Annotated in this window: 27 protein-coding genes; 22 read left to right on the top strand and 5 right to left on the bottom strand. The window is 63.4% G+C overall.

The features are described from left to right. Positions 1-26: 26 nt before the first annotated feature. On the bottom strand, positions 27-1,853 hold the full coding sequence (locus ACHHTY_RS01505) for a DNA topoisomerase IV subunit B (protein ID WP_395492280.1): 1,827 nt from the start codon (positions 1,851-1,853) through the stop codon (positions 27-29). Positions 1,854-2,353: 500 nt separating this feature from the next. Between ACHHTY_RS01505 and ACHHTY_RS01500 the strand changes: the two genes are divergently transcribed. From ACHHTY_RS01500 to ACHHTY_RS01435, 14 genes are all read left to right on the top strand, one after another. Beyond that, positions 2,354-4,126, top strand: coding sequence for a M3 family oligoendopeptidase (locus ACHHTY_RS01500; protein WP_395492279.1), 1,773 nt, complete (start codon positions 2,354-2,356; stop codon positions 4,124-4,126). 313 nt (positions 4,127-4,439) lie between these two features. Then, positions 4,440-5,210 (top strand): 30S ribosomal protein S2, encoded by a 771-nt coding sequence (gene rpsB / locus ACHHTY_RS01495; protein WP_395492278.1) that lies wholly within the window; start codon positions 4,440-4,442, stop codon positions 5,208-5,210. A 232-nt stretch (positions 5,211-5,442) separates the two neighbouring features. Further along, positions 5,443-6,036: a translation elongation factor Ts gene (gene tsf / locus ACHHTY_RS01490; protein ID WP_395492277.1), complete on the top strand. Its 594-nt coding sequence runs from the start codon at positions 5,443-5,445 to the stop codon at positions 6,034-6,036. 9 nt (positions 6,037-6,045) lie between these two features. Further along, positions 6,046-6,783, top strand: a complete 738-nt coding sequence (gene pyrH / locus ACHHTY_RS01485) for a UMP kinase (protein ID WP_395492276.1) — start codon at positions 6,046-6,048, stop codon at positions 6,781-6,783. Between the two features lie 113 nt (positions 6,784-6,896). Continuing rightward, positions 6,897-7,451, top strand: coding sequence for a ribosome recycling factor (gene frr, locus ACHHTY_RS01480; protein WP_395492275.1), 555 nt, complete (start codon positions 6,897-6,899; stop codon positions 7,449-7,451). Next, entirely contained in the window at positions 7,451-8,188 is a 738-nt protein-coding gene (locus ACHHTY_RS01475) for an isoprenyl transferase (RefSeq protein WP_395492274.1), read from the top strand. The genes frr and ACHHTY_RS01475 overlap by 1 nt, the downstream gene beginning before the upstream one ends. Positions 8,189-8,271: 83 nt before the next feature. Then, positions 8,272-9,060, top strand: a complete 789-nt coding sequence (locus ACHHTY_RS01470) for a phosphatidate cytidylyltransferase (RefSeq protein ID WP_395492273.1) — start codon at positions 8,272-8,274, stop codon at positions 9,058-9,060. A gap of 107 nt (positions 9,061-9,167) precedes the next feature. Then, entirely contained in the window at positions 9,168-10,367 is a 1,200-nt protein-coding gene (locus tag ACHHTY_RS01465; protein WP_395492272.1) for a 1-deoxy-D-xylulose-5-phosphate reductoisomerase, read from the top strand. Next, the gene (rseP, locus tag ACHHTY_RS01460) at positions 10,364-11,437 is read left to right on the top strand and encodes an RIP metalloprotease RseP (RefSeq protein WP_395492271.1); all 1,074 of its coding nucleotides are present in this window, start codon (positions 10,364-10,366) and stop codon (positions 11,435-11,437) included. The genes ACHHTY_RS01465 and rseP overlap by 4 nt, the downstream gene beginning before the upstream one ends. Before the next feature lie 51 nt (positions 11,438-11,488). Further along, a complete protein-coding gene (gene tsaB, locus ACHHTY_RS01455; protein WP_395492270.1) occupies positions 11,489-12,247 on the top strand; it encodes a tRNA (adenosine(37)-N6)-threonylcarbamoyltransferase complex dimerization subunit type 1 TsaB in 759 nt (252 codons plus the stop codon). Between the two features lie 234 nt (positions 12,248-12,481). Continuing rightward, positions 12,482-13,147, top strand: coding sequence for an HAD family hydrolase (locus ACHHTY_RS01450; RefSeq protein ID WP_395492269.1), 666 nt, complete (start codon positions 12,482-12,484; stop codon positions 13,145-13,147). Then, positions 13,144-13,542: a holo-ACP synthase gene (acpS, locus tag ACHHTY_RS01445; protein ID WP_395492268.1), complete on the top strand. Its 399-nt coding sequence runs from the start codon at positions 13,144-13,146 to the stop codon at positions 13,540-13,542. Before ACHHTY_RS01450 ends, acpS begins: the two co-directional genes overlap by 4 nt. A gap of 31 nt (positions 13,543-13,573) precedes the next feature. Next, positions 13,574-14,914 (top strand): L-lactate MFS transporter, encoded by a 1,341-nt coding sequence (locus ACHHTY_RS01440; RefSeq protein WP_395492267.1) that lies wholly within the window; start codon positions 13,574-13,576, stop codon positions 14,912-14,914. 116 nt (positions 14,915-15,030) lie between these two features. After that, positions 15,031-17,220, top strand: a complete 2,190-nt coding sequence (locus ACHHTY_RS01435) for a thioredoxin domain-containing protein (protein WP_395492266.1) — start codon at positions 15,031-15,033, stop codon at positions 17,218-17,220. Here the strand turns inward: ACHHTY_RS01435 and ACHHTY_RS01430 are convergent. From ACHHTY_RS01430 to ACHHTY_RS01415, 4 genes are read right to left on the bottom strand one after another with little or no spacing between them, the layout of a single operon-like run. Then, positions 17,217-17,717 (bottom strand): 3'-5' exonuclease, encoded by a 501-nt coding sequence (locus ACHHTY_RS01430; RefSeq protein ID WP_395492265.1) that lies wholly within the window; start codon positions 17,715-17,717, stop codon positions 17,217-17,219. The genes ACHHTY_RS01435 and ACHHTY_RS01430 overlap by 4 nt on opposite strands. Before the next feature lie 21 nt (positions 17,718-17,738). Continuing rightward, positions 17,739-18,089: a TraR/DksA family transcriptional regulator gene (locus ACHHTY_RS01425; protein WP_395492264.1), complete on the bottom strand. Its 351-nt coding sequence runs from the start codon at positions 18,087-18,089 to the stop codon at positions 17,739-17,741. A 26-nt stretch (positions 18,090-18,115) separates the two neighbouring features. After that, positions 18,116-18,826 carry an arginyltransferase gene (locus ACHHTY_RS01420; RefSeq protein WP_395492263.1) on the bottom strand — a complete coding sequence of 237 codons (711 nt, stop codon included), beginning with the start codon at positions 18,824-18,826 and terminating at the stop codon, positions 18,116-18,118. A gap of 14 nt (positions 18,827-18,840) precedes the next feature. Beyond that, complete coding sequence (locus tag ACHHTY_RS01415) at positions 18,841-20,004, bottom strand: exo-beta-N-acetylmuramidase NamZ family protein (protein WP_395492262.1); 1,164 nt, start codon at positions 20,002-20,004, stop codon at positions 18,841-18,843. 395 nt (positions 20,005-20,399) lie between these two features. On the opposite strand from ACHHTY_RS01415, the gene ACHHTY_RS01410 reads away from it, so the two are divergent. The 8 genes from ACHHTY_RS01410 (at position 20,400) to ACHHTY_RS01375 (ending at position 25,886) form a co-directional block, all read left to right on the top strand. After that, positions 20,400-21,155 (top strand): ATP-binding protein, encoded by a 756-nt coding sequence (locus ACHHTY_RS01410; protein WP_395492261.1) that lies wholly within the window; start codon positions 20,400-20,402, stop codon positions 21,153-21,155. 3 nt (positions 21,156-21,158) lie between these two features. After that, complete coding sequence (locus ACHHTY_RS01405) at positions 21,159-22,115, top strand: glucokinase (protein ID WP_395492260.1); 957 nt, start codon at positions 21,159-21,161, stop codon at positions 22,113-22,115. A gap of 34 nt (positions 22,116-22,149) precedes the next feature. Further along, on the top strand, positions 22,150-22,560 hold the full coding sequence (locus ACHHTY_RS01400) for an MFS transporter (protein ID WP_395492259.1): 411 nt from the start codon (positions 22,150-22,152) through the stop codon (positions 22,558-22,560). Between the two features lie 112 nt (positions 22,561-22,672). Then, entirely contained in the window at positions 22,673-23,386 is a 714-nt protein-coding gene (pgl, locus tag ACHHTY_RS01395; protein WP_395492258.1) for a 6-phosphogluconolactonase, read from the top strand. An 11-nt stretch (positions 23,387-23,397) separates the two neighbouring features. Beyond that, the gene (locus tag ACHHTY_RS01390) at positions 23,398-24,849 is read left to right on the top strand and encodes an intermembrane phospholipid transport YdbH family protein (RefSeq protein WP_395492257.1); all 1,452 of its coding nucleotides are present in this window, start codon (positions 23,398-23,400) and stop codon (positions 24,847-24,849) included. Positions 24,850-24,875: 26 nt separating this feature from the next. After that, positions 24,876-25,079, top strand: coding sequence for a YnbE family lipoprotein (locus tag ACHHTY_RS01385; protein ID WP_395492256.1), 204 nt, complete (start codon positions 24,876-24,878; stop codon positions 25,077-25,079). Between the two features lie 13 nt (positions 25,080-25,092). Beyond that, entirely contained in the window at positions 25,093-25,470 is a 378-nt protein-coding gene (locus ACHHTY_RS01380; protein WP_395492255.1) for a YdbL family probable chaperone protein, read from the top strand. Continuing rightward, positions 25,455-25,886 carry an NUDIX hydrolase gene (locus ACHHTY_RS01375; RefSeq protein WP_395492254.1) on the top strand — a complete coding sequence of 144 codons (432 nt, stop codon included), beginning with the start codon at positions 25,455-25,457 and terminating at the stop codon, positions 25,884-25,886. Before ACHHTY_RS01380 ends, ACHHTY_RS01375 begins: the two co-directional genes overlap by 16 nt. The last annotated feature ends 298 nt before the right edge of the window (positions 25,887-26,184 follow it).

Raw genomic sequence — 26,184 nt, 5'->3', positions numbered from 1 at the left:
TCTGGTCTTGTAACCTGTTCCGGCCGTTATACCAGATGCGACATGATATAGTCCCGGCGGGCCGGGGTGTTTTTACCCATGTAGAATTCCAGGACCTTGGGAACCTCGCTCAAGGTGTCGATATCCACCTGCTTGAGCCGCATGTCCGGGCCGATGAATTGTTTGAACTCCCGCGGCGATATCTCGCCCAGGCCCTTGAAGCGGGTGATCTCCACCGGGCGGCGCACCTTGCCCCGGCCGGCCAGTTTCTTTTCCGCCTCGGCCCGTTCCCGGGCGCTGTAGCAGTAGATGGTTTCCTCCTTGTTGCGCACCCGGAAAATCGGGGTTTCCAGAATGTAGATATGTCCCCGCTTGACCAGGGATTCGAAATAGTGGAGGAAAAAGGTCAGGACCAGGTTGCGGATATGCAGGCCGTCCACATCGGCGTCGGTGGCGATGATGATCTTGTCGAAGCGCAGCCGGCCGATGGACTCCTCGATGTCCAGGGCCCGCATGATGCTGTACATCTCATCATTCTTGTAGAGCAGGGCCAGGGGCTGGCCATAGACATTGTAGGGCTTGCCCTTGAGGGAAAAAACCGCCTGGGTCATGGGGTCGCGGGCGCTGACGATGGAGCCGGAGGCGGACTGGCCCTCGGTGAGAAAAATCATGTTGCCCCGGCCCTCCGGCGAAGGCTTGCCGGGAGCGGGATGATACTTGCAGTCCTTGAGTTGGGGAATTTTCAGGGCCACCTTCTTGGCCTTGGCCTTGGCCTCCTTGCGGACATGCTGCAACTCCTTGCGGACCCGGGCGCTCTGCTGGATCTTATCGATGATCAGCTCGGCGACATCGGTGTGCTTGTATAAGTAGGCGCTGACCGCCTCCCGCACGGCGCCGACGATTTCCCCCCGGATATCGGTGTTGCCCAGCTTGTTCTTGGTCTGGGACTCGAAGATCGGCTCGCGGATCTTGACCGCCACCGCCCCCACTACTCCTTCGCGGACATCCTCGCCGTCGAACTTCTTGTTGGCAAATTCGTTTATGCCCTTGAGCAAACCTTCCCGGAAGGCGGAAAGATGGGTACCCCCCTCATTGGTGTAGGTGCCGTTGACAAAAGAGAAATAACTCTCGCCGTAGTTGTCGGTATGAACGAAGGCGAATTCGATGCTCTTGTCGCGGTGATGGATGGGCTCATAAAGCTGGGTGCCGCTGGTTTCGGCCTCCAGCAGGTCCAGCAGACCGTTTTCCGAGTAAAAAGTCTCACCTTCGAGGTGGAGTTTGAGCCCGGCATTGAGGTAGGCGTAGCGCTTGAGCCGTTTGCGGACGAAATCCCGGCTGAAACTGTATTCGGGAAACATTTCCGGGTCGGGCTGGAACTCCACCAGAGTGCCGTTTTTTTCTCTGGCAGCGCCCTTTTCTTCCCGCTGCAGAATCCCGCCGGTGAATTCCGCCCGGGCAAATTCACCGTCACGGTAGGAGGTCACCCGGAAACGGCGGGACAGGGCGTTGACCGCCTTGGTCCCGACCCCGTTGAGGCCCACCGAGAACTGGAAGGCATCGGTGTTGTACTTGGCCCCGGTGTTGATAACCGAGACGCATTCCACCAACTTGCCCAGGGGAATCCCCCGGCCGTAATCGCGCACCGTCACGGTTCCGTCCGCGCTGATGTCGATATCGATGGCCTTGCCGGCCCCCATGATATACTCGTCCACCCCGTTGTCGATGACTTCCTTGAGCAGGATATAGACCCCGTCATCGGGATGACTGCCGTTGCCCAGGCGGCCGATATACATCCCCGGCCGCATCCTGATATGTTCCAGCGAACTCAGGGTTTTGATCTTGCTTTCATCGTAAACAACCGGGGAGGAGGTCATGGCACGCAATGCGGGACAGGTTTGACAAACGACGTCGGCGACGCCCGCAAGCGGTCGCCGACCCCAAGAAACGAATTCGCCCCAAAATGACCAACAACTGCCTTCAGGGTAATAACAGCGCCCGAACAACGAGCTGCCGGCGCGCCCCGGGGCAAAGCTTTTGGGCGGCGCCGAAAAAATCGAATGCCTTGTATATCGCGCCTTTCCCATCCGCGCAATGACATTTTGCGCAGGGACCGCCGGCCGTCCCCCCACCGGCCGACGGCTCGGCCGGACCCGGAACTGTCCTGCGGCGACCCGTTTTGCCTGGGGGTCGTCCGACCCGGAACGGGGCTTGGCCGCTCCCTTGACCCGCCAGGACCGGCGATCTGGTTAAGCATTACTTTTTTACTTGACCGCTTGACGATATTCACCTATCCATTTTCGGCATCCCCCCGTAACCCAGGAAATAATCCGGCGGGCGCCAAGCCGGCCCGTCTGCTGCCGCAGGAGTAATTCCGATGAGTGAAAAATTGAACGCCGAACTGGGCACCGCCAACATTATCTGGCGCCTGGAGGATCTTTATCAGGACGAACATGATCCGGCCCTGGCCGCCGACCTGGCGTCCTGCGAGCAGGAAGCCAAAGCCGTGCGCGGTGAGTTTGCCGGCCGAATGGCCGACCTCAACCCCGGCCAATTGCTGGATCTGGTCCGACGCCTGGAAAATCTGGAGGCCCGGCTGGGCAAGGTCGCCACCTTCGCCTATCTCAATTTCGCCACCCGGACCAAGGATGCCGCCGCCGGGGGCCTGCTGCAGAAAATCCGCGAGGCGGGCAGCCGGATCGGCAAGGAAACGGTTTTTTTCGAACTGGAATGGAGCCGGCTCGAGACCGGCCGGGCCGATGCCCTGCTGGCCGCGGCGGAACTGGCTCCCTATCGCCACCACCTGGCCGGTTTGCGCCGCTATGCCCCCCACCTGCTCAGCGAGGCCGAGGAAACCCTGCTGATTGAACGGGCCCCCGCCGGTCGGGGCAGCTGGACCACCCTCTTCGACAAGATCATGGGCCACCTGCGTTTCGGCGAGAGCGGCCGCAGCGAGGAGGAGGTGCTGAGCGATCTCTACCTGCCGGATCGCGAGCAGCGGCGCCGGGCCGCCGCCGAGCTCACCGCGGGCCTGGGCAGCCAGCTCCATGTGCTGACCCATACCTTCAACACCCTGCTGGCCGACAAGATGATCGACGACCGCCTGCGCCGTTATCCCCATTGGCTGAGTGCGATGAACCTGCACAACGAGCTTAATGACGGCACGGTGGCAACCCTGGTCAAGGCGGTTACCGGCCGTTATGATATTCCCCAGCGCTACTACCGGCTCAAGCGCCGCCTGCTGGGCCTCGAGGAACTGACCGACTACGATCGCTACGCGCCCCTGCCCCATCTGCCCACCACCACCGTCGGCTGGGACCAGGGCCGGGAGCTGGTCCTGCAGGCCTTTGCCGATTTCAGCCCGGAAATGGCCCAAAGCGCCGCCCTCTTCTTCGAGCGGGGCTGGATCCACGCTCCCCTGCTGGATGGCAAACGGGGCGGCGCCTTTGCCCATCCGGCGGTGCCTCAAGTCCATCCCTATATCATGGTGAACTACACCGGCAACCTGCGGGATGTCTCAACGGTAGCCCACGAACTGGGCCATGGCGTCCACCAGCATCTCGCCGCCGCCCGGGGCTATTACAACAGCTCCACCACCCTGGTCCTGGCCGAGACCGCCTCGGTGTTCGCCGAGTTGCTGCTCTTCAACCGCCAGTTGGCCCTGCTCGACGAGCCCGCAACCCGCCGGGCCTTCACCTGCCAGAAGCTGGAATCGATTTTCGCCACTGTTTTCCGCCAGGTGGCGATGAACCGGTTCGAGGACCGGGTCCACAACGCCCGCCGCGAGCAGGGCGAGTTGAGCAGCGAAGAGATTTCCGTCCACTGGCGGGCCACCCAGGAGGAAATGTTCGCCGACAGCGTAAACTTGAGTGCCGACTACGACACCTGGTGGTCTTACATCCCCCATTTCCTGAGTACCCCTGGTTACGTCTATTCATACGCCTTCGGCGAACTGCTGGTTCTGGCCCTTTACAAGCTCTACCGTGAGGATCCGGCGGCGTTTGTCCCCAGGTATCTCGACCTGCTCCGGGCCGGCGGCTCCGCCACCCCCTATGAACTGGTCGCGCCCTTCGGGGTCGATCTCGACGATCCCGTCTTCTGGGCCGGGGGGCTGGCGGTAATCGACGAAATGCTGCAATCGGTGGAATAGCAAGAGCCGCAATAAGCTCAGGCCGGACCACCGCCGCAGGCCGGCGGGCCGCCGGCCATGAACCTGGCCGGCGGCCGTGGCCTCCGGCTCAGCGCGGCCCTAACCCGGCGTCGATCTTATATTCCTGCTTGCAAAGGGGCCCACCATACTGTAGAGTTGGCGGGTTTTACAACTACGCACATCCCCTGCCGACCCCGGCGCGCCGCCAGGCGCCGCCGGGCCGGATTTCCCTCTGGTGCCCGTGACAACAAAACAGAACGGGTAGGGAATGCGGGATGGAGGATCAACCAAAATCAGCAGTAAGGAGAAAACGATGTCCCATGTAAAGATGAAGGAAATGCTCGAAGCCGGCCTCCATTTCGGCCACCAGACCCGCCGCTGGAACCCCAAGATGAAACCGTACATCTTCGGGGCCCGCAACGGGATCTACATCATCAATCTCGACAAGACCCTGCCCCTGTTCAACCAGGCCTGCGACTTCGTCCGCGACATCGCGGCCAAGGGGGGCAACGTCCTCTTTGTCGGCACCAAGCGCCAGGCCCAGGAGATCGTCCGGGAAGAGGCGGCCCGCTGCGGGATGTACTATGTCGACCACCGCTGGCTGGGCGGAATGCTGACCAACCACCAGACCATCCGCAAGAGCGTCGACCGCCTCAAGAACTACACCACCATGCAGGATGACGGGACCATCAACCGTTACAAGAAAAAAGAAATCCTGATGATCCAGAAGGAAACCCTCAAGCTGGAGCGCAATATCGGCGGAATCAAGGAAATGAAGTCCCTGCCGGCCGCGGTTTTTGTCATCGATCCCAAGCGGGAAAGCATCGCCGTGACCGAAGCCAACCGCCTGGGCATTCCGGTGGTGGCCATCGCCGACACCAACTGCGATCCCGAGGGCATCGACTACCTGGTTCCCGGCAACGACGATGCCATCAAGTCCATTCGCCTGGTCAGCGGCAGGATCGCCGATGCCATCCTGGCCGGCAAGGAAAGCCACGCCATGGCCCAGCGGGCCGCCAGCGACAAGCAGGAAGCCGAAGCGGCCGCCGCCGCCAAAGAGCAAGAGGCGGCCCCGGCCGAATGATTGCGATCCTCGCGGGCTGACCCCGCGGAGAATCGCGCCCGGCTGTTTTAAACCGGAGAAACCCCGGAGAGTCCGGAGCTGAACTTCTGCATCGCCTCTCCGGGCCCTCCGGGTCCTCCGTGGCAAGTACCGCCAACCCCAAGCACCGCATAATTTCGCCATTTCTTAATGGTCTCCGTGTATTATTGAATCAATAAGCCCATGATTTATTAATTCGAGAAAGGTGACACCAGTGCAGATAACTTCCCAGATGGTCAAGGAACTCCGCGATAAAACCAACGCGGGGATGATGGATTGCAAAAAGGCCCTGAGCGAAACCGCCGGCGACATGGAAAAAGCCATCGATCTGCTCCGCCAGAAGGGCCTGGCCGTGGCCCGCAAACGGGCCGACCGGGCCACCAGTGAAGGGGTGGTCGAAACCTACATCCACGCCGGCGCCAAGCTCGGGGTAATGGTGGAAGTAGGCTGCGAAACCGACTTCGTGGCCAAAAACAGCGACTTCCAGGAGTTCGCCAAGAATGTTGCCATGCATATCGCCGCCTCCAGCCCCGTCGCCATCCGGCGGGAAGAGGTGCCGGAGGACGTCCTGGAGCGCGAGCGCAACATTTACCGCCAGCAGGCCCTGGACTCCGGCAAGCCGGAAAACATTGTCGAAAAAATGATCGGCGGCAAAATGGACAAGTTCTACGGCGAGGTCTGCCTGATGGAACAGAAGTACGTCAAAAACCCCGATCTCTCGATTCAGGATCTGCTCAACGAGCTGATCGCCAAGCTTGGCGAAAATATTTCGATCAAACGTTTCGCCCGTTTTCAAATCGGGGCTTAGGTTGTCCTGATGAGTGACGCAACCGCAAACAGCGGCGGCAGGCGCTGCCGGCGAGTTCTGTTGAAACTCAGCGGCGAGGCCCTGATGGGCGAACAGCCCCACGGCATCAGCCCGGCGATTCTTGATTACCTGGCCACGGAAATTCGCGCCATCAACCAGTTGGGCGTGCAGGCGGGCCTGGTGATCGGGGCCGGCAATATCTTCCGGGGCATGGCCGGTTCGGTGGCCGGCATGGACCGGGCCACCGCCGACAACATGGGGATGCTGGCCACGGTGATCAATGCCCTGGCCCTCCATGACGCCCTGGAGCGGCACGGGGTGGCGGCCCGGGTTCTTTCGGCCATCGCCATGCCCACGGTCTGTGAAACCTATTCCCGCCAGAAGGCTCATCACCACCTGGACAAGGGCCGGGTGGTGATTTTCGCCGCCGGAACCGGCAATCCCTATTTCACCACCGATACCGCCGCCATGCTCCGGGCCCTGGAGATCAGGGCCGACCTGGTCTGCAAGGCCACCCGGGTGGACGGGGTATACGATAAAGATCCCCTGCGCCATCCCGATGCGGTTCGCTTTGCCAGCCTCAGTTTCGCCGAGGTCCTGGGCCGGCAACTCAAGGTCATGGATTCGGCGGCGATTTCGCTGGCCATGGACAACGCCACCCCGATCATGGTTTTCGACATGATGGTCCCCGGCAACATGCTTAAAGCGGTCCGCGGCGAACGGATCGGCACCCTGATCGGCGAATAAAAACAGGCGCAGGGCGCATGGGCCGGAGCCCAGGGAGAGGGGCAACGACCTTTTGTCTCCCTTGCCCCTTGCAGCCTGTACCTTGAATCTTGAATCTCTGAAAGGTGCTAGCCATGGATGAAGTAATTCTGGAAATGTCCGACAAAATGGAAAAGAGCATCGAGGCCTATCGCCGCGAACTGACCAGAATTCGCACCGGCCGGGCTTCGCTGAACCTGCTGGACGGCATCAGGGTCGAGGCCTACGGCTCGGCCATGCCGCTGAACCAGGTGGCCACCCTGACCATCCCCGAAAGCCGGATGATCGTTATACAGCCCTGGGACAGCCAGCAGTTGAGCGCCATTGAAAAGGCGATCCACGCTTCCGATATCGGCCTCAATCCCAATAACGACGGCAAGGTGATCCGCCTGGTGATCCCCCAGCTCACCGAGGAACGCCGCAAGGAACTGGTCAAGCAGGTCAAGAAGATCAGCGAAGAATACCGGGTGGCAATCCGCAACTCCCGCCGCGAAGCCCTCGATACCCTCAAGAAGCTCAAAAACGACAAGCAGTTGCCCGAGGATGACTTTTTTCGGCTCCAGGATGAGGCCCAGAAGGAAACCGACCGCCTTATCCAGCAAATCGACAGCATCATGGCCGAGAAAGAAAAAGAGATGATGGCGGTCTGATGAACCTCGAGCCGGCCACCCTGCCCCGTCATGTCGCCATCATCATGGACGGCAACGGCCGCTGGGCCCGCCAGCAGGGCAAGCCCCGGATCATGGGGCACAAGGCCGGGGTCCGCTCGGTCCAGGAAGTGGTGCGCTGCGCCCGCGAACTGGGGATCGGCGTCCTGACCCTTTACGCCTTTTCCACCGAAAACTGGCGCCGGCCCGGCACCGAGGTGGAAAGCCTGATGGGCCTGCTGCAAACCTATCTCGAAAATCAACTGGACCAGATGGTGGAAAACCAGGTGCGTCTCCGCACCTGCGGCCGCCGGGATCACCTTCCGGTCAAGGTCCGCCAGGTTCTGGAAAATACCATCCGGGAGACCGCCGGCAACGACGGCCTGATCCTCAACCTGGCCCTGAGCTACGGCGGCCGCGACGAACTGGTCCGGGCCGCCCGCCAACTGGCCGCCCGGGCGGTCAAGGGCGAGTTGCGGCCCGAAGAGATCGACGAAGAAAAGGTGACCGCCGAACTGGACAGCGCCGGCCTGCCGGATCCCGATCTGCTGATTCGCACCGGGGGCGAAGCCCGCCTAAGCAACTTCCTGCTCTGGCAGCTCTCCTACAGCGAGCTTTATTTTACCAGGGTTCTCTGGCCCGACTTCGGCCGGGAGCATTTCCTGGCCGCGCTGGCCGACTTTCAGCAGAGACAAAGGCGCTTCGGCAGGACCGGTGGTCAGGTTGCGGGTGAAGAGTGAAAGGATAAGGCCGACCCCAACTTCCGGACGGTTGTTTCCCCCCAGCGGCTTACAGCCAGGGCGTTAAGCCATAAACAGAGGCCATGAAACGGATATTGACCGGCATAATCCTCGGGACGGCCTGGCTGCTGTTGCTGCTTTACAGCCCATTTCTCCTCTTCTGGCTGGTGGTCTGCCTGATCGCCCTTCTCGCCCTGCGGGAATACGGGGCTATGCTGCTGACCGGTCCCGGCGAGGCCGCCCTCCGCCCCCTGGTGATCCTGCTGGCTTTACTGCCGGTGCTGGCCGCCGGAACCAGGGAGCCGGCCCTGCTCGTCGCCGCCCTGGTCGCCGCCCTGGTCGGGCTGATCCTGCTGACCATCTTCCGCTACGGCGTCCTGGCAAGACCGTTGTTCTTTCTGCTGGCCTCCAGCTTCGGGGTTTTTTATCTCGGCCTGCTGACCGCCCATCTGCCCTTGCTGATGACCCTGGAGGCCGGCCGGGACTGGCTGATCATCGCCACCCTGATCACCGTGGCCGCCGACAGCGGAGCCTTTTACGCCGGCACCGCGTTGGGCCGCCATAAACTGTGCCCGGCCCTGAGCCCCGGCAAAACCGTGGAGGGGCTGCTGGGCGGGGTCGGAGCCGCCCTGCTGGCGGTGGGACTGGCCGTTTGGCTTTTTTTCCCGGCCATCAACCTGTTGCAATCGCTGCTCTTTGCCTTTATCCTTGCCCTGGCGGGGGTGGTTGGAGATCTGGCCGAATCGCTGCTCAAGCGCGGCGCCGGGGTCAAGGACTCCGGCGCCATGCTGCCGGGCCACGGCGGCGTCCTGGACCGGATCGATTCCCTGCTCCTGGTGGCTCCGCTGCTTTATTACCTGCTGCTGCTATGAGGGCCAAGGAACCTGACGCCAGGGGCAAGGGTTTATTCCTCCCAGCCCTGCTCCCGCCCCCCGCAAGCGTGCAACCTTGAACCTTAAGTAAGGCGGACAACCAGGTCATGACCAAAAATATTTCCCTGCTCGGCTCCACCGGCTCCATCGGCTGCAACGTGCTGGAGGTGGTGCGCCGCTATCCGGACCGCTTCCGGGTGGCGGCAATGGCGGCGGGCAATAACATCAGCTTGCTTAAAACCCAGATCGAGGCCTTTCAACCCCGGCTGGTCTCAGTGGCCGACGAAACCTTGGCGGGTGATTTGATTCAGAGCCTGCCCCCGGGTTGGGGGGAACGGGTACTGACGGGCCGGGCCGGCAACGAAGCCGTGGCCCGGCTGGCCGAGGCCGAACTGGTGGTTTCGGCCATTGTCGGAGCCGCCGGCCTGACTCCCACCATGGCCGCCATCGAGGCGGGCAAGGACGTGGCCCTGGCCAACAAGGAAACCCTGGTGATGGCCGGGGAACTGGTAATGAACGCGGTGGCCCGCCAGGGCGTGCAGATGCTCCCCATCGACAGCGAGCACAACGCCATCGCCCAGGCCCTCGGGGCCGGCCGCCACCAGGACATCCACCGCCTGATCCTCACCGCCTCCGGCGGCCCCTTTCGGGATACTCCGGCCCCTGAACTCTGGCAGGTAAGCCCCGAACAGGCCCTGCACCACCCCAACTGGTCCATGGGGCGTAAAATTTCCATTGATTCCGCCACCCTGATGAACAAGGGCCTGGAGGTCATCGAGGCCCATTGGCTGTTCAAGGTGCCGGTGGAAAAAATCGAGGTGCTGGTGCATCCCCAGAGCATCGTCCATTCCATGGTGGAGTATATCGACGGCTCGGTGGTCGCCCAAATGGGCATTCCCGATATGCGGATTCCCATCGTTTACGCGCTTTCCTTTCCGGAACGCTTGCCCCTGGGTTTACCCCGTCTCGACTTAACCACGGCCGGCAACCTCAATTTTTTCCCCCCCGACCGCAAGCGTTTTCCGGCCCTGGAACTGGCTTTCCAGGCCTGCCGGCAGGGCGGGACCATGCCGGCGGCTCTCAATGCCGCCAACGAAGTGGCGGTGGAGGCCTTTCTCGCGGGTAAAATCCGCTTCCCCGAAATTGCCCGGGTGGTGGCGGAAACAACCAACCGGGTGGAAGCCCGGCCGGCCGACCGGATCGCCACCGTCCTGGCCTGCGATCAGGCGGCCCGCAAGCTGGCCGCAACGGTGGTCGAAAGCCTGATGGCCAAGACCGGTACCCAAAGCATGAAGGTTGAAGCATGAACACCATAATATCTTTTGTCATCGTTTTAGGACTGTTGATCTTTGTCCACGAATTCGGGCACTTTATCGTGGCCAAACTCTTCAACGTCAAGGTCCTGAAATTTTCGTTGGGTTTCGGGCCCAAACTGGTGGGGCGCCGGATCGGGGAAACCGAATACCAGGTCAGCGCCTTCCCCCTGGGTGGTTACGTCAACATGCTGGGTGAAAACCCCGGCGACCAGACCGAGCCGGACGAGCAGGAGCGTTCCTTTGCGGCCAAGCCGGTCTGGCAGCGCTTTCTGATCGTCTTCGCCGGCCCCTTTTTCAACCTGGCCTTCGCGGTCCTGCTCTTTTTCCTGATTTTCGCCGCCATCGGCCTGCCCCAGCCGGTCCCCGGCACCAAGATCGGCGAGATCGCTCCGGGCTCCCCCGCCGCCGAGGCCGGCCTGGCCCAGGGCGACAGCATCATCGCGATCAACGGAGTCGCCACCCAGGACTGGGAGGACGTTTCCCGGTTGATCCGCGACAGCGAGGGGCGGCCGGTGGAGCTGGATGTCCGCCGCAACGGGGAAGTCATCAACGTGGTTGCCCTGCCGGAGAAGCAGGAAGTAACCAATATTTTCGGCGAGGTGGTGGGCCAGCGCTACATGCTGGGGGTGACCCGCAGCAGTGAAGTGCAGTACCAGTCCATCTCCCTGGTCACAGCCCTGGGAGCCGGCCTGGAGCAGACCTGGAGCCTGATCTGGCTGACCCTGGTGGCCATTGTCAAGATGTTCCAGCAGATCATCCCGGCTTCGGAACTGGGCGGGCCGATCCTGATCGCCCAGTTGGCCGGCCAGCAGATGGAAGTGGGCTGGATCAACTTTATCTATTTCATCGCCCTGATCAGCATCAACCTGGGCATCCTCAACCTGCTGCCGATCCCGGTCCTGGACGGCGGCCACCTGGTTTTCTTCACCGTCGAGGCCATAACCCGCCGGCCGGTGAGCATGAAGGTGCGGGAAATGGCCCAGCAGGTCGGGCTGTTTCTGTTGATCGCCCTGATGTTTTTCGTCTTCTACAACGACATCATGCGGCTTTTCAACAGCTAGCCGCGATTGGACACGGGCCGCGCAAAAGCTCTCAGGACCACCGGTATCGTAATGGTAAGGAAAATCCAAGCCAGCAGTTCTCCTCCGCCCCCCCTGATCCTGGCTTTGGAAACTTCAGGTACTTGCGGCAGCGTGGCCTTGGTGGACGGCGGCGGCTGCCGGGCCGAATACTCCCTGCAGTCCAGCCGGACCCACTCCCGCCGACTGCTTGACGCAGTGGCCGGTTTGATGCGGGAATGCGAAACGGACTGGGCCCAACTGGACGCCATCGCCGTCAGCCTGGGCCCCGGCAGTTTCACCGGCCTGCGCATCGGCCTGAGCAGCGCCAAGGGTCTGGCCCTGGCCACCGCCAAGCCGCTGATCGGGATCAGTTCGTTGGATGGGCTGGCGGTCCAGGGCGGCCAACAGCCCCTGCCGGTCTGCGCCCTGATTGACGCCCGCAAACAGGAGGTCTTTGCCGGTTTTTACCAGGCCAGTCCCGCCGCTATAGACAAGCCTGCAAGGCCGCCGGAAGCCGGGTCCATCGGCGGCCTGCGCCGTTGCCGCCCCTTCCTGGCCTTGCCACCCCGCGACCTCGCCGCCATGATCACCGAACCCACCCTGCTGCTGGGCAGCGGCGCCGAATTGTATCGCGATATGCTTGAGAAGGAGCTGGGGGCTCTGGCCCTTTTTGCTCCTCCCCAACTCTGCTTTGCCCGGGCCGCCGCCATCGGGATGTTGGCCCAGGCCCAGTGGCGGCAGGGCCAATTTCTTGATCCCGCCCGGGCTACTCCCATCTATGTGCGCTCCTCCGATGCCCAGCTGCCCTGAAGGAACCAAGGCCGGGGCCAACCCTGACATCCTCCGCTTGCTCCCCTTGCCCTCCGCCCAGTAATTTTACGTCTTAACCGATTTTAGGCTTCTGCCAGTCTCGACCAGCCATCACCTGTTGCAAAGCGGGCGAGAGTTGGCGGTCCCGCCACCCTTTTGCCCCCGCTACTGCTTGGCAAAACCACGGCCAGCAAGTAAAGTGGAGTCCGTTATGAATTTTCGGGAGCAAACTTCATGAGTGCTTATCGAGCCGTAATTTTTGATCTTGACGGCACCCTGCTCGACAGTCTGGCCGATATCGCCGACTCGCTGAACAAGGTTTTGGCCTCAATGGGCCTGCCGACCCATTCCCGCGACGCCTATCGTTACATGGTCGGCGCCGGCATGGACACCCTGGTCCAGCGGGCCCTGCCTCCCGGCCGGCAGGATCCGGCCACCGCAACCCGGGCCCTGGCCGCCATGCGGCGGGAATACGAACGCAACTGGTGCCGGCAAACCCGTCCTTACCCCGAAATTTCCGACCTGCTGGCCGCTCTGGAGCAACGCGGGATCGCCATGGCGGTACTCTCCAACAAGCCGGAAGAATTCACGCGCAAAAGTGTCGCGGCCCTGCTGGAGCCCGCATATTTCCAGGCCATTCGCGGGGCCCGGCCGGACACCCCCAAAAAGCCCGATCCCGCCGGCGCCCTGGCCCTGGCCGCCCAACTGGCCCTGCCGGTGGAGGAGTTTCTCTATGTGGGCGACAGCGGCATCGACATGCAAACGGCCAAGGCCGCCGGCATGTTCGCGGTCGGGGTGCTCTGGGGTTTTCGCTCGGAGGCGGAACTGGTTGAAAGCGGGGCTGCCGCCCTGATCGGCCGCCCACTGGAACTGCTGGAACTGCTGGGGGAAAAACGTTGATTTACGGCATCGGCACCGATATTGTCAGCATCCCCCGAATCGCGGCGGCCCTGGCCCGGCACGGGGATCTTTTCGCCCGGCGCATCCTGGCGGCCAGCGAGTGGGAGGAGTACCGTAACCTGCCCCGCCGCAGCCCCCGGCAGACGGTCGCCTTCCTGGCCAAGCGTTTCGCCGCCAAGGAGGCCGCCGCCAAGGCCTTCGGCACCGGCTTCCGGGGCGGCATCAGACTGGCTACCATCGCGGTCTATCATGATCAACGGGGACGGCCCGGCCTTATTTTCAGTGCCGGAGCGGCGGAATATTGCCGCGCCCATGCCATCGAACGGGGACTGCTGTCCCTGGCCGACGAAAGGGATTATGCGGTAGCCTTTGTCACCCTGTTGAGCAAAAGCTGAACCTTGATGAACCAGCAACCAAAGGGCTGCCTTGGAACTGAAATATTATCTTAGTATCGGCCGGCGCCGCTGGCTGGTGGTGGTCGCGGCCATCCTCATCCAGTTGTGCTTGGGCACCATATATGCCTGGAGTGTTTTCACCGGCCTGCTGACCCTGCCCTTGGCCGAAGGAGGGGAATACGGCTTCTCGGCCCAGCGGGCCGCCTGGATTTTTTCCGCCGGGCTGGCGGTTTTTGCCATCACCATGGTCGGGGCCGGCCGCCTGCAGAGCCGTTTCGGGCCCCGGCCGATCGCCGCCCTGGGAGGCATTATCCTGGGGATCGGCTATCTGCTGGGTGGAGTGCTGGGCAGCACCTTCTGGGGTCAGTTTGTTTTTATCGGCCTGATCGGCGGCGCCGGCATCGGCCTGGCTTACGTGGTGCCCCTGGCGGTGGGAGTAAAATGGTTCCCCGACCACAAGGGCCTGATCTCCGGCCTGGCGGTGGCCGGCTTCGGGTTCGGGGCCACCCTCTGGGTTAAGCTGGCCGGCAGCTGGTTCGGCGGGCTGCTTTACACCACCAGTATCTTCGGCTTGCCCGGCGTCCAAAGCGTTTTTGTTATTTACGGCATCGTTTATTTGGTTCTGGTCCTGCTGGGCAGCCTGGCCATGCTCAACCCGCCCCCGGATTTCCGCCCGGCAGGCTATAACCCGCCCCAGCCCGGCTCTCCCCAGGCGATCCACGACATCACCCACCAGGAATTCAGCAGCCCGGAAATGCTCAAAACTCCCCAGTTTTACCTGCTCTGGCTGATGTTTTTCAGCAACGCCCTGGCCGGCCTGATGGTTATTTACAGCATCAGCCTGTTCGGCATCGACTCCCTGCTGGCCGCCGGAGCTGTTGCGGGGGCCACCGAAGCGGCCATAATAGCAGGCACCGCCATGGCCTGGTACGCGATCCTCAACGGGCTGGGGCGCATAATCTGGGGTGGGGTTTCCGATTATCTGGGCCGCAAATGGTCCCTGTTCCTGGCTTCCAGCTTCCAGGCCTTTGTCATGCTTTCCTTTTTCGAAATGGGCTCGGCGGTCAGCAGCCTGATTTTGGCCGCCGCCATCATCGGCTTTAATTTCGGAGCCAATTTCGCCCTCTTTCCGGCCGCCACCGCCGATTATTTCGGGGCCCGGAATCTGGGCCAGAATTACGGCTGGATTTTTCTTGCCTTCGGGGTAGCCGGAATCGCCGGCCCCCAAATTGCCGGTTATTTCCGGGATCTGGTCGGGGCCGGGGATATTTCCACCTGGCAGACCTCGTTTGCCATCGCCGGCGGCTTCTGCGTTTTCGCGGCCCTGCTGTCACTGCTGCTCAAGGCCCCGACTAAACCGGCCGTCGGTTGATTGCTGCCGGGGCAACCGGCAAGACTCCCCGGCAAGGCCGGCAAAATACCGGCGAACCTCCCGCCGCAAAACTTGTTCTATGAAATAGACCAGCCAACCAAGCGAAGGAGCCTGCCATGTCCGGAACCAACACCGCCGCCGATTTCATCGAACAGGAACTGGCCCAGGGGAAAAAGCCCAACCGGCTGATCGACGAACAAAGCCCCTATCTCCTCCAGCACGCCTTCAACCCGGTGGACTGGCTGCCCTGGGGGGAGGAGGCCTTTGCCCGGGCCCGCCGGGAAGACAAGCCGGTGTTTCTTTCCATCGGCTACTCCACCTGCCACTGGTGCCACGTCATGGCCCGGGAATCATTTGCCGACCCGGAAGCCGCCGCCATCCTCAATGAGCATTTCATCGCCGTCAAGGTGGACCGGGAGGAGCGCCCCGACGTGGACCACCTTTACATGAGCGCGGCCCAGGCCCTGAGCGGCGGCGGGGGCTGGCCCCTGTCGGTTTTTCTTACCCCGGAGCGGCAACCTTTTTATGCCGGGACCTACTTTCCTCCCCAGCCCCGCCACGGCTTGCCCGGCTTCAAGCAACTGCTGGGGCTGATCGGCGATCTCTGGCGGGAGCGCCGGGAAAAGGTGCTGGAAGCGGCGGCGGTGGTCACCGACCATTTAAACAAGAGCGCCCCGGCCCCGGCAAGCGGCGGGCTTGACCCCGATCTGGCCGCCCGGGCCTATTCCCTGACCAGCCGGGATTTCGACGCCACCCACGGCGGCTTCGGCTCGGCTCCCAAATTCCCCCGGCCGGTACTCTTCAATTTTCTTCTCCACCATTACTGGCAGACCGGGACCGAGCCGGCCCGGGAAATGGTTCTCTTCAGCCTGCGCAAAATGGCGGCGGGAGGGATTTACGATCAGCTGGGGGGCGGCTTTCACCGTTACTCGGTGGATCGGGAGTGGCGGGTGCCCCATTTCGAGAAAATGCTTTACGACCAGAGCCAGCTGGCCGATCTCTACCTGGCGGCCTATCAGCTCAGCGGGGATGACTTTTACGCCGAAGCGGCCGCGGATATATTCGCCTATGTGCTGCGGGATTTGCGCGCCCCGGAGGGGGCCTTCTATTCCGCCGAGGACGCCGACAGCCCGGACCCGGTGAACCCGGAAAAACATGGCGAAGGGCTTTTTTACCTCTGGAACGAGGCTGAGATTCGGCAACTGCTGGGCCCGGCCGCCGGGGAGCTGGTCTGCCGCCGCTACGGCGTGCGGAAGGAAGGCAACGCCCCGGCCGATCCCCATGGCGAATTCCAGGGCAAAAACATCCTTTATCAGGCCGCCGGCCTGGAAGAAACCGCCGCCGCCTGCCGGCGCCCGGTGGCGGAAGCGGCCCGCGAGCTGGCCGTCGCCCGCCGGCAGCTCATGGCCGCCCGGGACCAACGGCCCCGGCCCCACCTGGACGATAAGATCATCACCTCCTGGAACGGCCTGATGATCAGCGCCCTGGCCCGGGGGTTCCAGGTCCTGAACCGGCCCGAATACCGGGAGGCCGCCGACCGGGCGGCCCGTTTCATCCTAACGGAACTGCGCGATCCCCAAACGGCCCGGCTCCGGCGGCGCTACCGGGCCGGCCGGGCCGGCCTGGCCGGCCAACTCGACGATTACGCCTTTCTGGTCCAGGGCCTGCTCGATCTCTACGAAGCCACCTTCGAGATCCGTTGGCTGCAGGAGGCGGAAGCGCTGACCGATACCCAGATTGCCATCTTTCATGATCCCGAAAACGGCGGTTTTTTTGACGGCCCCGGGGAGGACGGCACCATCCTGGTGCGGTTGAAGGCCGATTATGACAGCGCCGAGCCCACCGGCAACTCGATAACGGCTATGAACCTGCTGCGCCTGGCCGGTTTTACCGCCAACCAGGCCTGGCGGGAAATGGCCGGCGCGACCATCAAGGCCTTCGCCCACCGTCTGGCGGAGTACCCGCCCATTCTGCCCCAGTTGCTGGTGGCCCACGGCTGCGCCCAGCGCCCGCCGCAGCAAATCATAATTGCCGGCACCCCGGCCGAGGAAGAGACCCAAAAAATGTTGGCCGCCATCCATAGCCGCTATCTTCCCAACACCCTGGTGATGCTGGCCGACGGTGGTCCCGGCCAGGATTGGCTGGCCCGCCGGCTGCCCCTGCTGCAGGAAATAAGCCGGATCGACAACCAACCCACGGTCTATGTCTGCCGGGATTTTCGCTGCAGCCGGCCCACCAACGATCCGGCCGAATTGGCCCGGCTGCTCGATGGCGCCGGCCCGCAGGGGGCCAACTCGAACGCTTAGCGCCCCCAGCCGGCCTGCTGGGCCGCTATGACGATGCGGGCACAGGCTTCGGCGTCCGAATCCGCCTGGTGGTGCCGCAGTTCGATGCCGAGCCGGCGGCAGACATCAGGCAACCTGGTCGGCCGGATATCCCATTGTTGCCGGGCCAGCTGCACAGTGCAGACAAATTGCTGCCGGGGCACCGGCAACCCGTGGGCGGCGCAACAGGCGGCCAGAACGCCCCGGTCGAAGGCCGCATTATGGGCCGCCAGAAAATCAGCCCTCTCCAGGTCCCGGCCGATCCCGGCCCAGACCGCGTCAAACCGTGGCGCGTCCTTGACGTCCTGCCAGGTCAGGCCATGAATATAGGTGAAGGCGAACCAGCGGGAGGGGGGCTGGATCAATTGGTAGTGGCGCCGCACGATGCAGCCATTTTCAACCAGCACCACCCCCACCGCGCAAGCGCTGTCCCGGCCATAGTTGGCGGTTTCAAAATCAATGGCGGCAAACACGGTCATCAGCAAAATCCGGCGCTTGGTTCATCGCTCCGCCGCCCGGGCACAATCAATGCAGATCAGGATGCTGGGATCCACCCGCAAGCGCCCCTCGGCAATGGGTTCGTCGCAGAGCAGGCAATAGCCGTATTCGCCCCGATCCAGGCGTTTCAGGGCGGTGCCGATCCGCTGTCTTTCGGCTTCCGCCTGGCGCTCGGCGGCCTGGGCCACCGCCTGCTGCTGCATGGCGTCCATCCGCGACAGCCGGCCCACCCGGGTCTGGTCCAGTTCAACCGCCCGGGCCGCCTCGGCTTGGGAACTCCGCCCCTCCTCGAGAACCAGGGCCCGGCTCAGCAGGCATTGGCGGAAATATTGCAAATCCAGCTCGTCACGCATGGTTGTTTTCCCTGGGCTTCCAGAGCTTAAGGCATGGTTTGCCATTCATCGTCGATCCGCAACTGGTAAGGTTTGAAGCGGATCTTGTAGTTCATCGCCGAGACATTTTCAATCCAGTAGCCCAGATAGAGAAACTCCAGGCCCAGGTAGCGGCACAACTCGATCAGGTAGAGGATATTGAGGGTGCCAGGGCTGCGGTCGGCCTTATCCGGGTCAAAGAAGAAGTAAACGGCATTGAGAGCGGTGGGAGAAAGATCGATCACCGCCAGGCCCAGCAACTGGTCTTCCAGGCGGTAGGCGACCTCGTAGGTTTCGACAATGGAGTTGAGGAAGAACCCGCCGTAGTAGTCAACCGCCCGCCCTTCCCTTTCCTCGGGGGCGAACATGCCGGGCTGGTCGGGATAACGCCGGGCCAGGAAGCGTTCACAGAGAGCCAATTTTCCCTCGCTGAGCTGCAAGGGCCCCTGGCTGACCCGGACATCCCGGTTGCGGCGCCAGACCCGGCGCTGATTGCGGTTGGGCTTGAAGTCGGCCACCCTGAGCCGGATCGGCACACAGCCCCGGCAGTCGGGGCAGGCCATGGTGTACATGGTGTTGCCGTTGCGGCGAAAACCCGCCTGCAAAAAATTATCCAGCACCTCTCCGCTCAGGGGCGGGCAAGGGGCCTGCCGGTAAACAGCCCGCCGTTTCAGGCCGTAAGGGCAGGTGGCGGCCACATCGAAAAGATAATCACGCATGATAAGATCGCATCTCAGTAAAGCAAGTAAGCCTGGCGGCGGCGGGCGAAATCAGCCAGTTCATCCTGCCAGGAAGCTTCCAGTTCCATGATTGATTCTCCGGCCAGCAGCCTGGGCCAGAGTTCTTCGTTGCCCAGAACCAGGTGGATCGGCAGCCGCTCGTACTCATATTCATAGGGCGGCGGTTTAAGGGCAAAATCGGGATAAAGCCGGGCCAGGGCCTGCAACAGGGCCAGGCTGGTGCGGTAAGGGCGATAAGTTGCCGGATCGGTGACGTGGAGCTGAAATCCGACGCAAGGCCGCCCGGCCCACTTGCCGGCCACCGGCTCGAACACCAGGGGCCGCAGGTGGCAACCCGGCAGGGGGGTGGCGGCGATGCCGGCCAGAATTTCCGCGTGGCGGCAGAATGGCGCCCCGAACAGCTCGAAGGGCATGGTGGTCCCCCGCCCTTCGGAAATATTGGTGGCCTCCCAGATAACCTGGCCGGGATAGACCAGGGCGCTCCGGGGGGTGGGCATGTTGGGCGAGGGGAAAACCCAGGGCAGGCCGGTATCGGCAAAAAGCATCTCCCGCCGCCAGCCGGCCATGGCCACCACTTGCAACCGGCAATCAAGGCCGAATTCGCCCCTGATCAGCAGGGCCAGTTCGCCCAGGGTCATGCCGTGGCGCATGGGAATGGGGTAGAGGCCGACAAAGGACCGGCATGATTCCCGCAGCAGGTTGCCCTCCAGGGCCACTCCGCCCACCGGATTGGGCCGGTCCAGGACCACCACCTCCTTGCCCTGCTCCGCCGCCGCCTCCAGGCAATAGGCCAGGGTGTAGAGAAAGGTGTAGACCCGGGTCCCGACATCGACCAGGTCGACCAGCAGGACGTCGCAATGGTCCAGCATCGCCGCCGTGGGCTTGCGAACTTCGCCGTAGAGGCTGAAGAGCGGCAAGCCGGTGACCGGATCGGTCATATGATCGGACTCGATCATATTATCCTGCTTTTCGGCAAAAAATCCATGCTGGGGGGAAAAGAGACAGGTCAGGTCTGCCCCGAAGGCCCGGCGCACCAGGTCGCGGCTGTGGCGAAAACGGTGATCGGTGGAGGCCTGGTTGCAAAGCAGGCCCAGGCGTTTACCCCGCAGACCGGCAGGGGGATCCTGCAGCAAACGTTCAAGGCCCAGGGTGATCATCGGGCTGGCCACTCCTTGATATCGGTACGGGCCGCCACCACCTGGCCCTGCCCACTCGCCGCCGGTTGGGGCATAAGCTGAACTGAAGCCGGGCAGGTTGCTTGCAGCGACCCCGTCCTTTTTGATTGCGGTTTTACGGCCTTTCGTTACACTTTAATAGTTGGGCGAAATGCAGCGGCCAACCCTGATGCCCCGGCGGGGTTGCCCGGGGGCGTTACCGTTCCCTCGGGCTGCATGGTTGGCACCGAATGCTCAACATTAACCCGCCGGCGCCAAAAAATCACCCTCAATGGCAAAACAATAAGGGTAGCCGGCGCCGCGAGGGAAAAATAAACTCAACCTCCTCTCCCGCTCGCGGGGGGCGGAGAAAGCCGATCAACCGTGGAGAAAGTTAAATGAAAATTGCCATCAGCGGGAAGGGCGGAGTGGGAAAAACCACCATCATGGCCCTGCTGGCCCGCCAGTTCAAGGAGATGGGCCAGGAGGTCCTGGTGATCGACGCCGACCCCAGCCCCCATATGGCCCAGAGCCTGGGAGTACGTGAGGCGGATAAAATCCGGCCGATTTCGGAAATGGCGGAACTGCTCAAGGAACGTTCGGGTCGGGTCGAGGGTTCGGCCTTCTACAATATCAATCCCCAGGTTGATGATTTGCCGGCGCGTTTCATCGTGGAGGCCGACGGGATCAATCTGATGGTCCTCGGGGCCATTCAAAGCGCCGAAAGCGGCTGCGCCTGCGCCGAGAACACGGTTTTGAAAAGATTACTGACCAAGCTGCTGCTCAAGCCGGCCCAGGTGGTGCTGCTGGACATGGAGGCCGGGGTCGAGCACCTGGGCCGCGGCACCATCGTCGGGGTGGACCGGCTGCTGATCGTGGTCATCCCTTCCCAATCGGGAATCCGCACCGCCCTCAAGATTAAAAAACTGGCCGAGGAGTGCCGGATCAAAAATATTTCGTTTGTCGGCAACCTGGTCCAGGATCCCGAGGACGAGCAATTTCTCCGGGAAGGCCTGGGCGAAGCGCCCCTGGTCTGCTTTCCCGATTCTCCCGCCATCCGCCGCACCGAAAGAAAAGGGCTGGCGGTGACCGGCGCCTTAAGCGATGTCGCCCAGGTTACCCGTGACCTGGTGACGGCCCTGCAGGCCAAGTGAGCCATGGCCCGGATTCTGACCGCGGATATCGGCGGCACCAACAGCCGCTTCGGTTCTTTTGACCTCACTGACAGCGGCGAATTGACCCTCCAGGCGGTCCGCTGGCTGCCCACCGAACCGACCGGCTCCCTGGCCGGCCAATTGACCTTGCTGGGCGAAGGGGATTTTCCCCTGCACCCGGCCCGGGCCGATATCGCGGTGTTTGCGGTGGCCGGCCCGGTGGAGGCCGGCCGGCGAAGCAAATTGCCCCTGGCCGGGTGGGAAATCGACCTTGATCAACTGGAGCGGGAATTTCCCCTGACCCGGACGCTCCTGATCAACGATTTTTTCGCCCAGGCCCTGGCGGTGGGCGGCCCTCCCGGCCGCGACGCCCGCCTGATTCTGGCCGGCAACCCCGACCCTGCCGCTCCCCTGGCCGTGATCGGCGCCGGTACCGGGCTCGGCAAGGCTTTGCTGGTGGCCGACGGCCGAGGTGGTCACCTGGTGGTCCCCTCGGAAGGCGGCCACGCCGATTTCCCTTTCGGGGGCGGCCGGGAACAGCAGTATCAGAATTTTTTGCTGGAAAAATGCGGCGGCTCCTATCTTTCCGGCAACACCGTGGTTTCCGGTCAAGGCCTCAGTTACCTGCACGAATTTCTCGCCGGCGCCGAACTTTCCCCGGCCCAAGTGGTGCGGGAGTTCCCCGCCCATCCGGAATCCCATGCCTGGGCGGCCCGCTTCTACGGCCGGGTCGCCCGCAACTATGTGCTGGAAACCCTGGCCCTGGGGGGGCTCTATATCGCCGGCGGAGTCGCGGCCAAGGCCCCCGAACTACTTGAGCATCCGGCCTTCCGGGAGGAATTCCACCACTCCCCCACCATGGGGCATCTGCTCCGCCGGGTGCCGGTGCGGCTGATCAGCGACGAAAACAGCGGCCTTTGGGGGGCCGCCATCCAGGCCCGCCGCCTGCTAACCAGTTGAGCCCGGTCGGGTCGGGTTATAGGAAAGGATCTTTATGAATGTTTTACTGGGCTTGCTGGTCGGCTCCCTGCTGGTATACCTGCTGGCCTATACCGATTTCGTCCTGAGCCGGCAACTGAAGGAACGGATCGCGGCCGTCAACGCCCACGGCGAACGCTTTTATCATTATAAGCCGCTCAGCGCCGCCAAGGTGGCGGGCTTGAGCCTGCTCTACTGGGCGATTCCCTCTTTTTTGATCAGCCCGGCCCTTTACCTGGAATACCGGCTGGGGTTGACCCTGCTGGCCTGGGCCGGCCTGACCGCCGGTCTGTACTATTACCTGCGCCGGCGCACCTCGCGGCAAACCGCCCGCCAGGCTTTGCCCCTGCTGCTGGGCGCCGCCATTGCCGCCGGCCTGCTGTTGGGCCCGCTTCTGGCGGCCCTGCGCCGGCTGTTGATCGGTTGAGCACCCGGCTCCTCCGGTCGATCAAGCAAGCCCGCCGGATCGGCCGGGAAGCCGGGACAGCGGCCGGGGGAAATAATCACCGCCCGACCATAACCGCAACCACGGCCTTGCCATGACCATTCGCCAAGTTGAGCATTTCCCCGATGCCGCCGCCCTGGCCGCGGCGGCGGCGGCTTTCCTGCTGACTTCCGCCCGGGCAGCGGTCAAGGCCCGGGGCCGTTTTTCCCTGGTCCTGGCCGGCGGCCGCACCCCGGAAACCCTCTACCGGCTGCTCGCCGCACCGCCCCTGGCCCAGCAAATGCCCTGGCCGGACATCCACATCTTTCAAGGCGATGAGCGCTGCGTGCCCCCCGATCATCCGGCCAGCAATTATCGCCTGGCCGCCGCCAGTCTGCTCCGCCCGGGTTTGATTCCCGTCGCCAACATCCACCGGATGCGCGGCGAGGCACCGGATCCGAGCCAGGCCGCGGCCGACTACCAGCGCCAGGTGGAAGAATTTCTCGCCGGGGAGGGCTTTGACCTGGTCCTGCTGGGCATGGGACCCGACGGCCATATCGCCTCGCTTTTCCCCGGCTCACCCTGGCTGACCGCCCGGGACCGGCTGGTGGCGGCGGTAACCGAACCCACCGGCGACCCGCCCCTGCCCCGGCTGACCCTGACCCTGGCGGCCATCAACCGGGCCGCCACGGCCCTGATCATGGTCACCGGCCCGGAGAAAGCGCGGATCGTCGAGGAAATTATCCGCGACCGCCAAGCCGCCGCCGGCAAGTACCCCGCCGCCCTGGTCGCCCCCCGGAACCAGCTTTGCTGGCTGGTCGGCAGCTAAGGGAGCACGGCATGGATTTCAAGGCAAGCCATCGGGCCAAAATGAAGCCAATCGCCAGTCGGCTGCTCTGGGCAGCCGGCCTCGCTCTACTGCTGGCGCTGCTGCCTGGGCCGGGGGGCACCCAGGCCGCAAGTCCCGCCCCGGAAAGCGGAGGCTGGCCGCAAATCGAAATCGCCAGCGATCTGGCTCCCATTGAGGGCCTGCTGGCCGGCGGCAGCTTCCGCCTGGAACTGGGGCCACCCCCCGCCCCGCAAGGTGTCGTTGAACCTGATCCCGAATCCCCTTCGCCCCTGCATGGCCGCCTGGAAATGGAGCTGCGGCCGGACTTTACCGCCGCCGAAACCGCGCCGCTTGCCAAGCTCCAGCGGCTTACCGTGCTGGCCCAGGGCCTGATTGCTCCCACCCTGGACGCTCTGGACGATGGCAGCGCCGAGATCCTCCTGGATTTTGCCGACCAGCCGAGCCTTGCCCTGCGGGCCGGTTTCAGCCTGCGGCAGGATTCGACCGGCCTTAGGGCAGCCGTCGAACTGGCGGAGCTCAGCTTGCCGGAAGCTCAACCGCTGCTGGCCCTTATCCCCGGCTGGCCGCCATTGCTGACCCTGGAAAAGGGCCGGCTTAACCTCAATTTCGACCTGGCTTACGACGGCGGCCTGACCGGCGCCGGCCAACTTGCCCTCCAGGATAGTGGCGGCATCCATGCCACCGCCTTTTTCCGCGGCCTGGATCTGACTATTCCCTTCCATCTGGTTTCCCCGGAGGATGAAGGGGCGGAGAACGGTGGCCCGCTGCTCCGGGCCGGCATCAGTGCCACCATCGCCGAATTCAACCCCGGCGTCGCCCTCGCACCGGTTCGGGCCGAGCTGTCTTACCAGGTGCCGCTAAGCGACCCCGGCCAGGGCCGGCTGGTCATCGACATGCTGACCGCCGATCTGCTCGGCGGCCGGATTGCGGCCGAACCTACCGCGCTGGCGCTGGGCGCCCCGGCCGGTAAGCTGGACCTCGAAGTGGTCGGCATCGACCTGGAACGGGTGCTGGCCATCCACCCGGTAGAGGGGCTGCATGGCAGCGGCCTGATCGACGGCCGGCTGCCGCTGCGCTGGGGTCCGGACGGTTTCGGAACCAGTGCCGGAACCCTGGCCGCCCGCTCGCCCGGCGGCCAACTGCGCTACGACTCGCGAGCCGCCGCCGCCCTGGCCCAGCGCAATCCCGCCATCAAACTGGTGCTCGACGCCCTGGCCGATTTCAATTACAATGTCCTTACCGCCGGGGTCGACTACCGGGAAGACGGCACCCTGAACCTGGCCCTGCGCCTGGAGGGCTCCAACCCCGCGTTTGAACGGGGCCGGCCCGTTCACCTCGAGATCAACCTCGAGGAAAACATCCCGGCCTTGCTGGCCAGCCTGCAGTTGGCCAACCGGATCAGCGACACCATTCGTCAACGCATTGAGGAGCGCTACCGATGAACATTTTTTCGTCGCGGCATGCGAACATGAAAGTTTTGCCCGTCTGGGGGCTGATCGCCGCCAGCCTGCTGGCGTTGCTGCTGGCCACTGCCTGTTCTCCCAAGGTGCAGCTGATGGCCCCCACCGAGCCCATTCACATCAAGCTGGACGTTAAAATCGAACACGAAATCCGGATCAAGGTCGAGCAGCAGCTCGATCAGATCTTGAGCCCGGAAAGCGGTCTGTTTTAAGGAGGCAACCGTTATGCGCTGCACCAATCCGATTTCCGGTTTTTCCCTGCGTATCATCCCAATCCTGCTGCCGCTGCTGCTGGCCCTGCTGGTCCTGCCCGCCGCCGCCATGAGCCTTAAGGATGCCATGGATTCCCTGGGCGAGGCCAAAACCAGCGGGCTGGTCGGCGAGCAGGCCGACGGCTATCTCGGCGTGGTCCGGGATGAAGGCCAGGCTGCCGCCATCGCCCGCCTGATCAATGAGGCCCGCCGGGCCGAGTACCTGCGGCTGGCCAAGGAAAACAATATTGATTTAAGCGACGTGGAGGCCTTGGCCGGCAAAAAGGCGATCGAACGGACCCCGGCCGGCCAGTATGTGCGTCTGCCTTCCGGCGAATGGCTGCGCAAATAGAAGCCCAGGACGCCGATCAGGCCGCCGCCCTGATCCTGGCCGCCGGCGGCATCCTGGAAAAGACCGCCGGCCCCCTGACCCTGATCGCCGTGGTTCACCGGGAACGTTACGACGACTGGAGCCTGCCCAAGGGCAAGCAGGAGCCGGGGGAAACCCTGCAGCAAACCGCCCTGCGGGAAGTGCGGGAGGAAACCGGTTTTGCCGTCCGCTTTACCGGTTTTGCCGGCTGCGTCCATTACCGGCACGGCCGCCGGCCCAAGGTGGTGCTTTACTGGAAAATGGTGCCGGAGCAGGAAGCCGAATTCAAACCCTCCCCGGAAGTGCAGCGCCTGCTCTGGCTCACTCCCCCCCAGGCCCTGGCCCGGGTGACCTACGAGGACGAAAAAAAACTGCTGCGCCAGGTCTATCAGCTCTAAGCCGCGCCGGCCGGCGGCGGCCGGTGCGGAAAAACAACTGAACCCTGGCATTTGGCCCGGCCCACGCCTTTCACTCCACCCTGCTCTTTTTCTTGCTCTTGCCTCTTAACCGCAACCAGCTAAATTAACGTGACCCTGCGTCTGCCCGTTGAAGATATCCTGCCGGAACTGCGCCGCCGCCTGGCCGCGGAACCGGCGCTGATCCTGACCGCCCCGCCGGGCTCGGGCAAGACCACGGTGGTGCCGCCGGCCCTGCTGGCGGAGCCATGCGAACCAGGACCAGGGCAACCAGCAAGGG

Origin of the sequence: Desulfurivibrio nitratireducens (assembly GCF_044068515.1) — a bacterium.
In the GTDB taxonomy this organism is placed as follows: domain Bacteria; phylum Desulfobacterota; class Desulfobulbia; order Desulfobulbales; family Desulfurivibrionaceae; genus Desulfurivibrio.
Note: the sequence above shows the minus strand (reverse complement) of the source record. Positions and strands in the feature narration are given on the sequence as shown.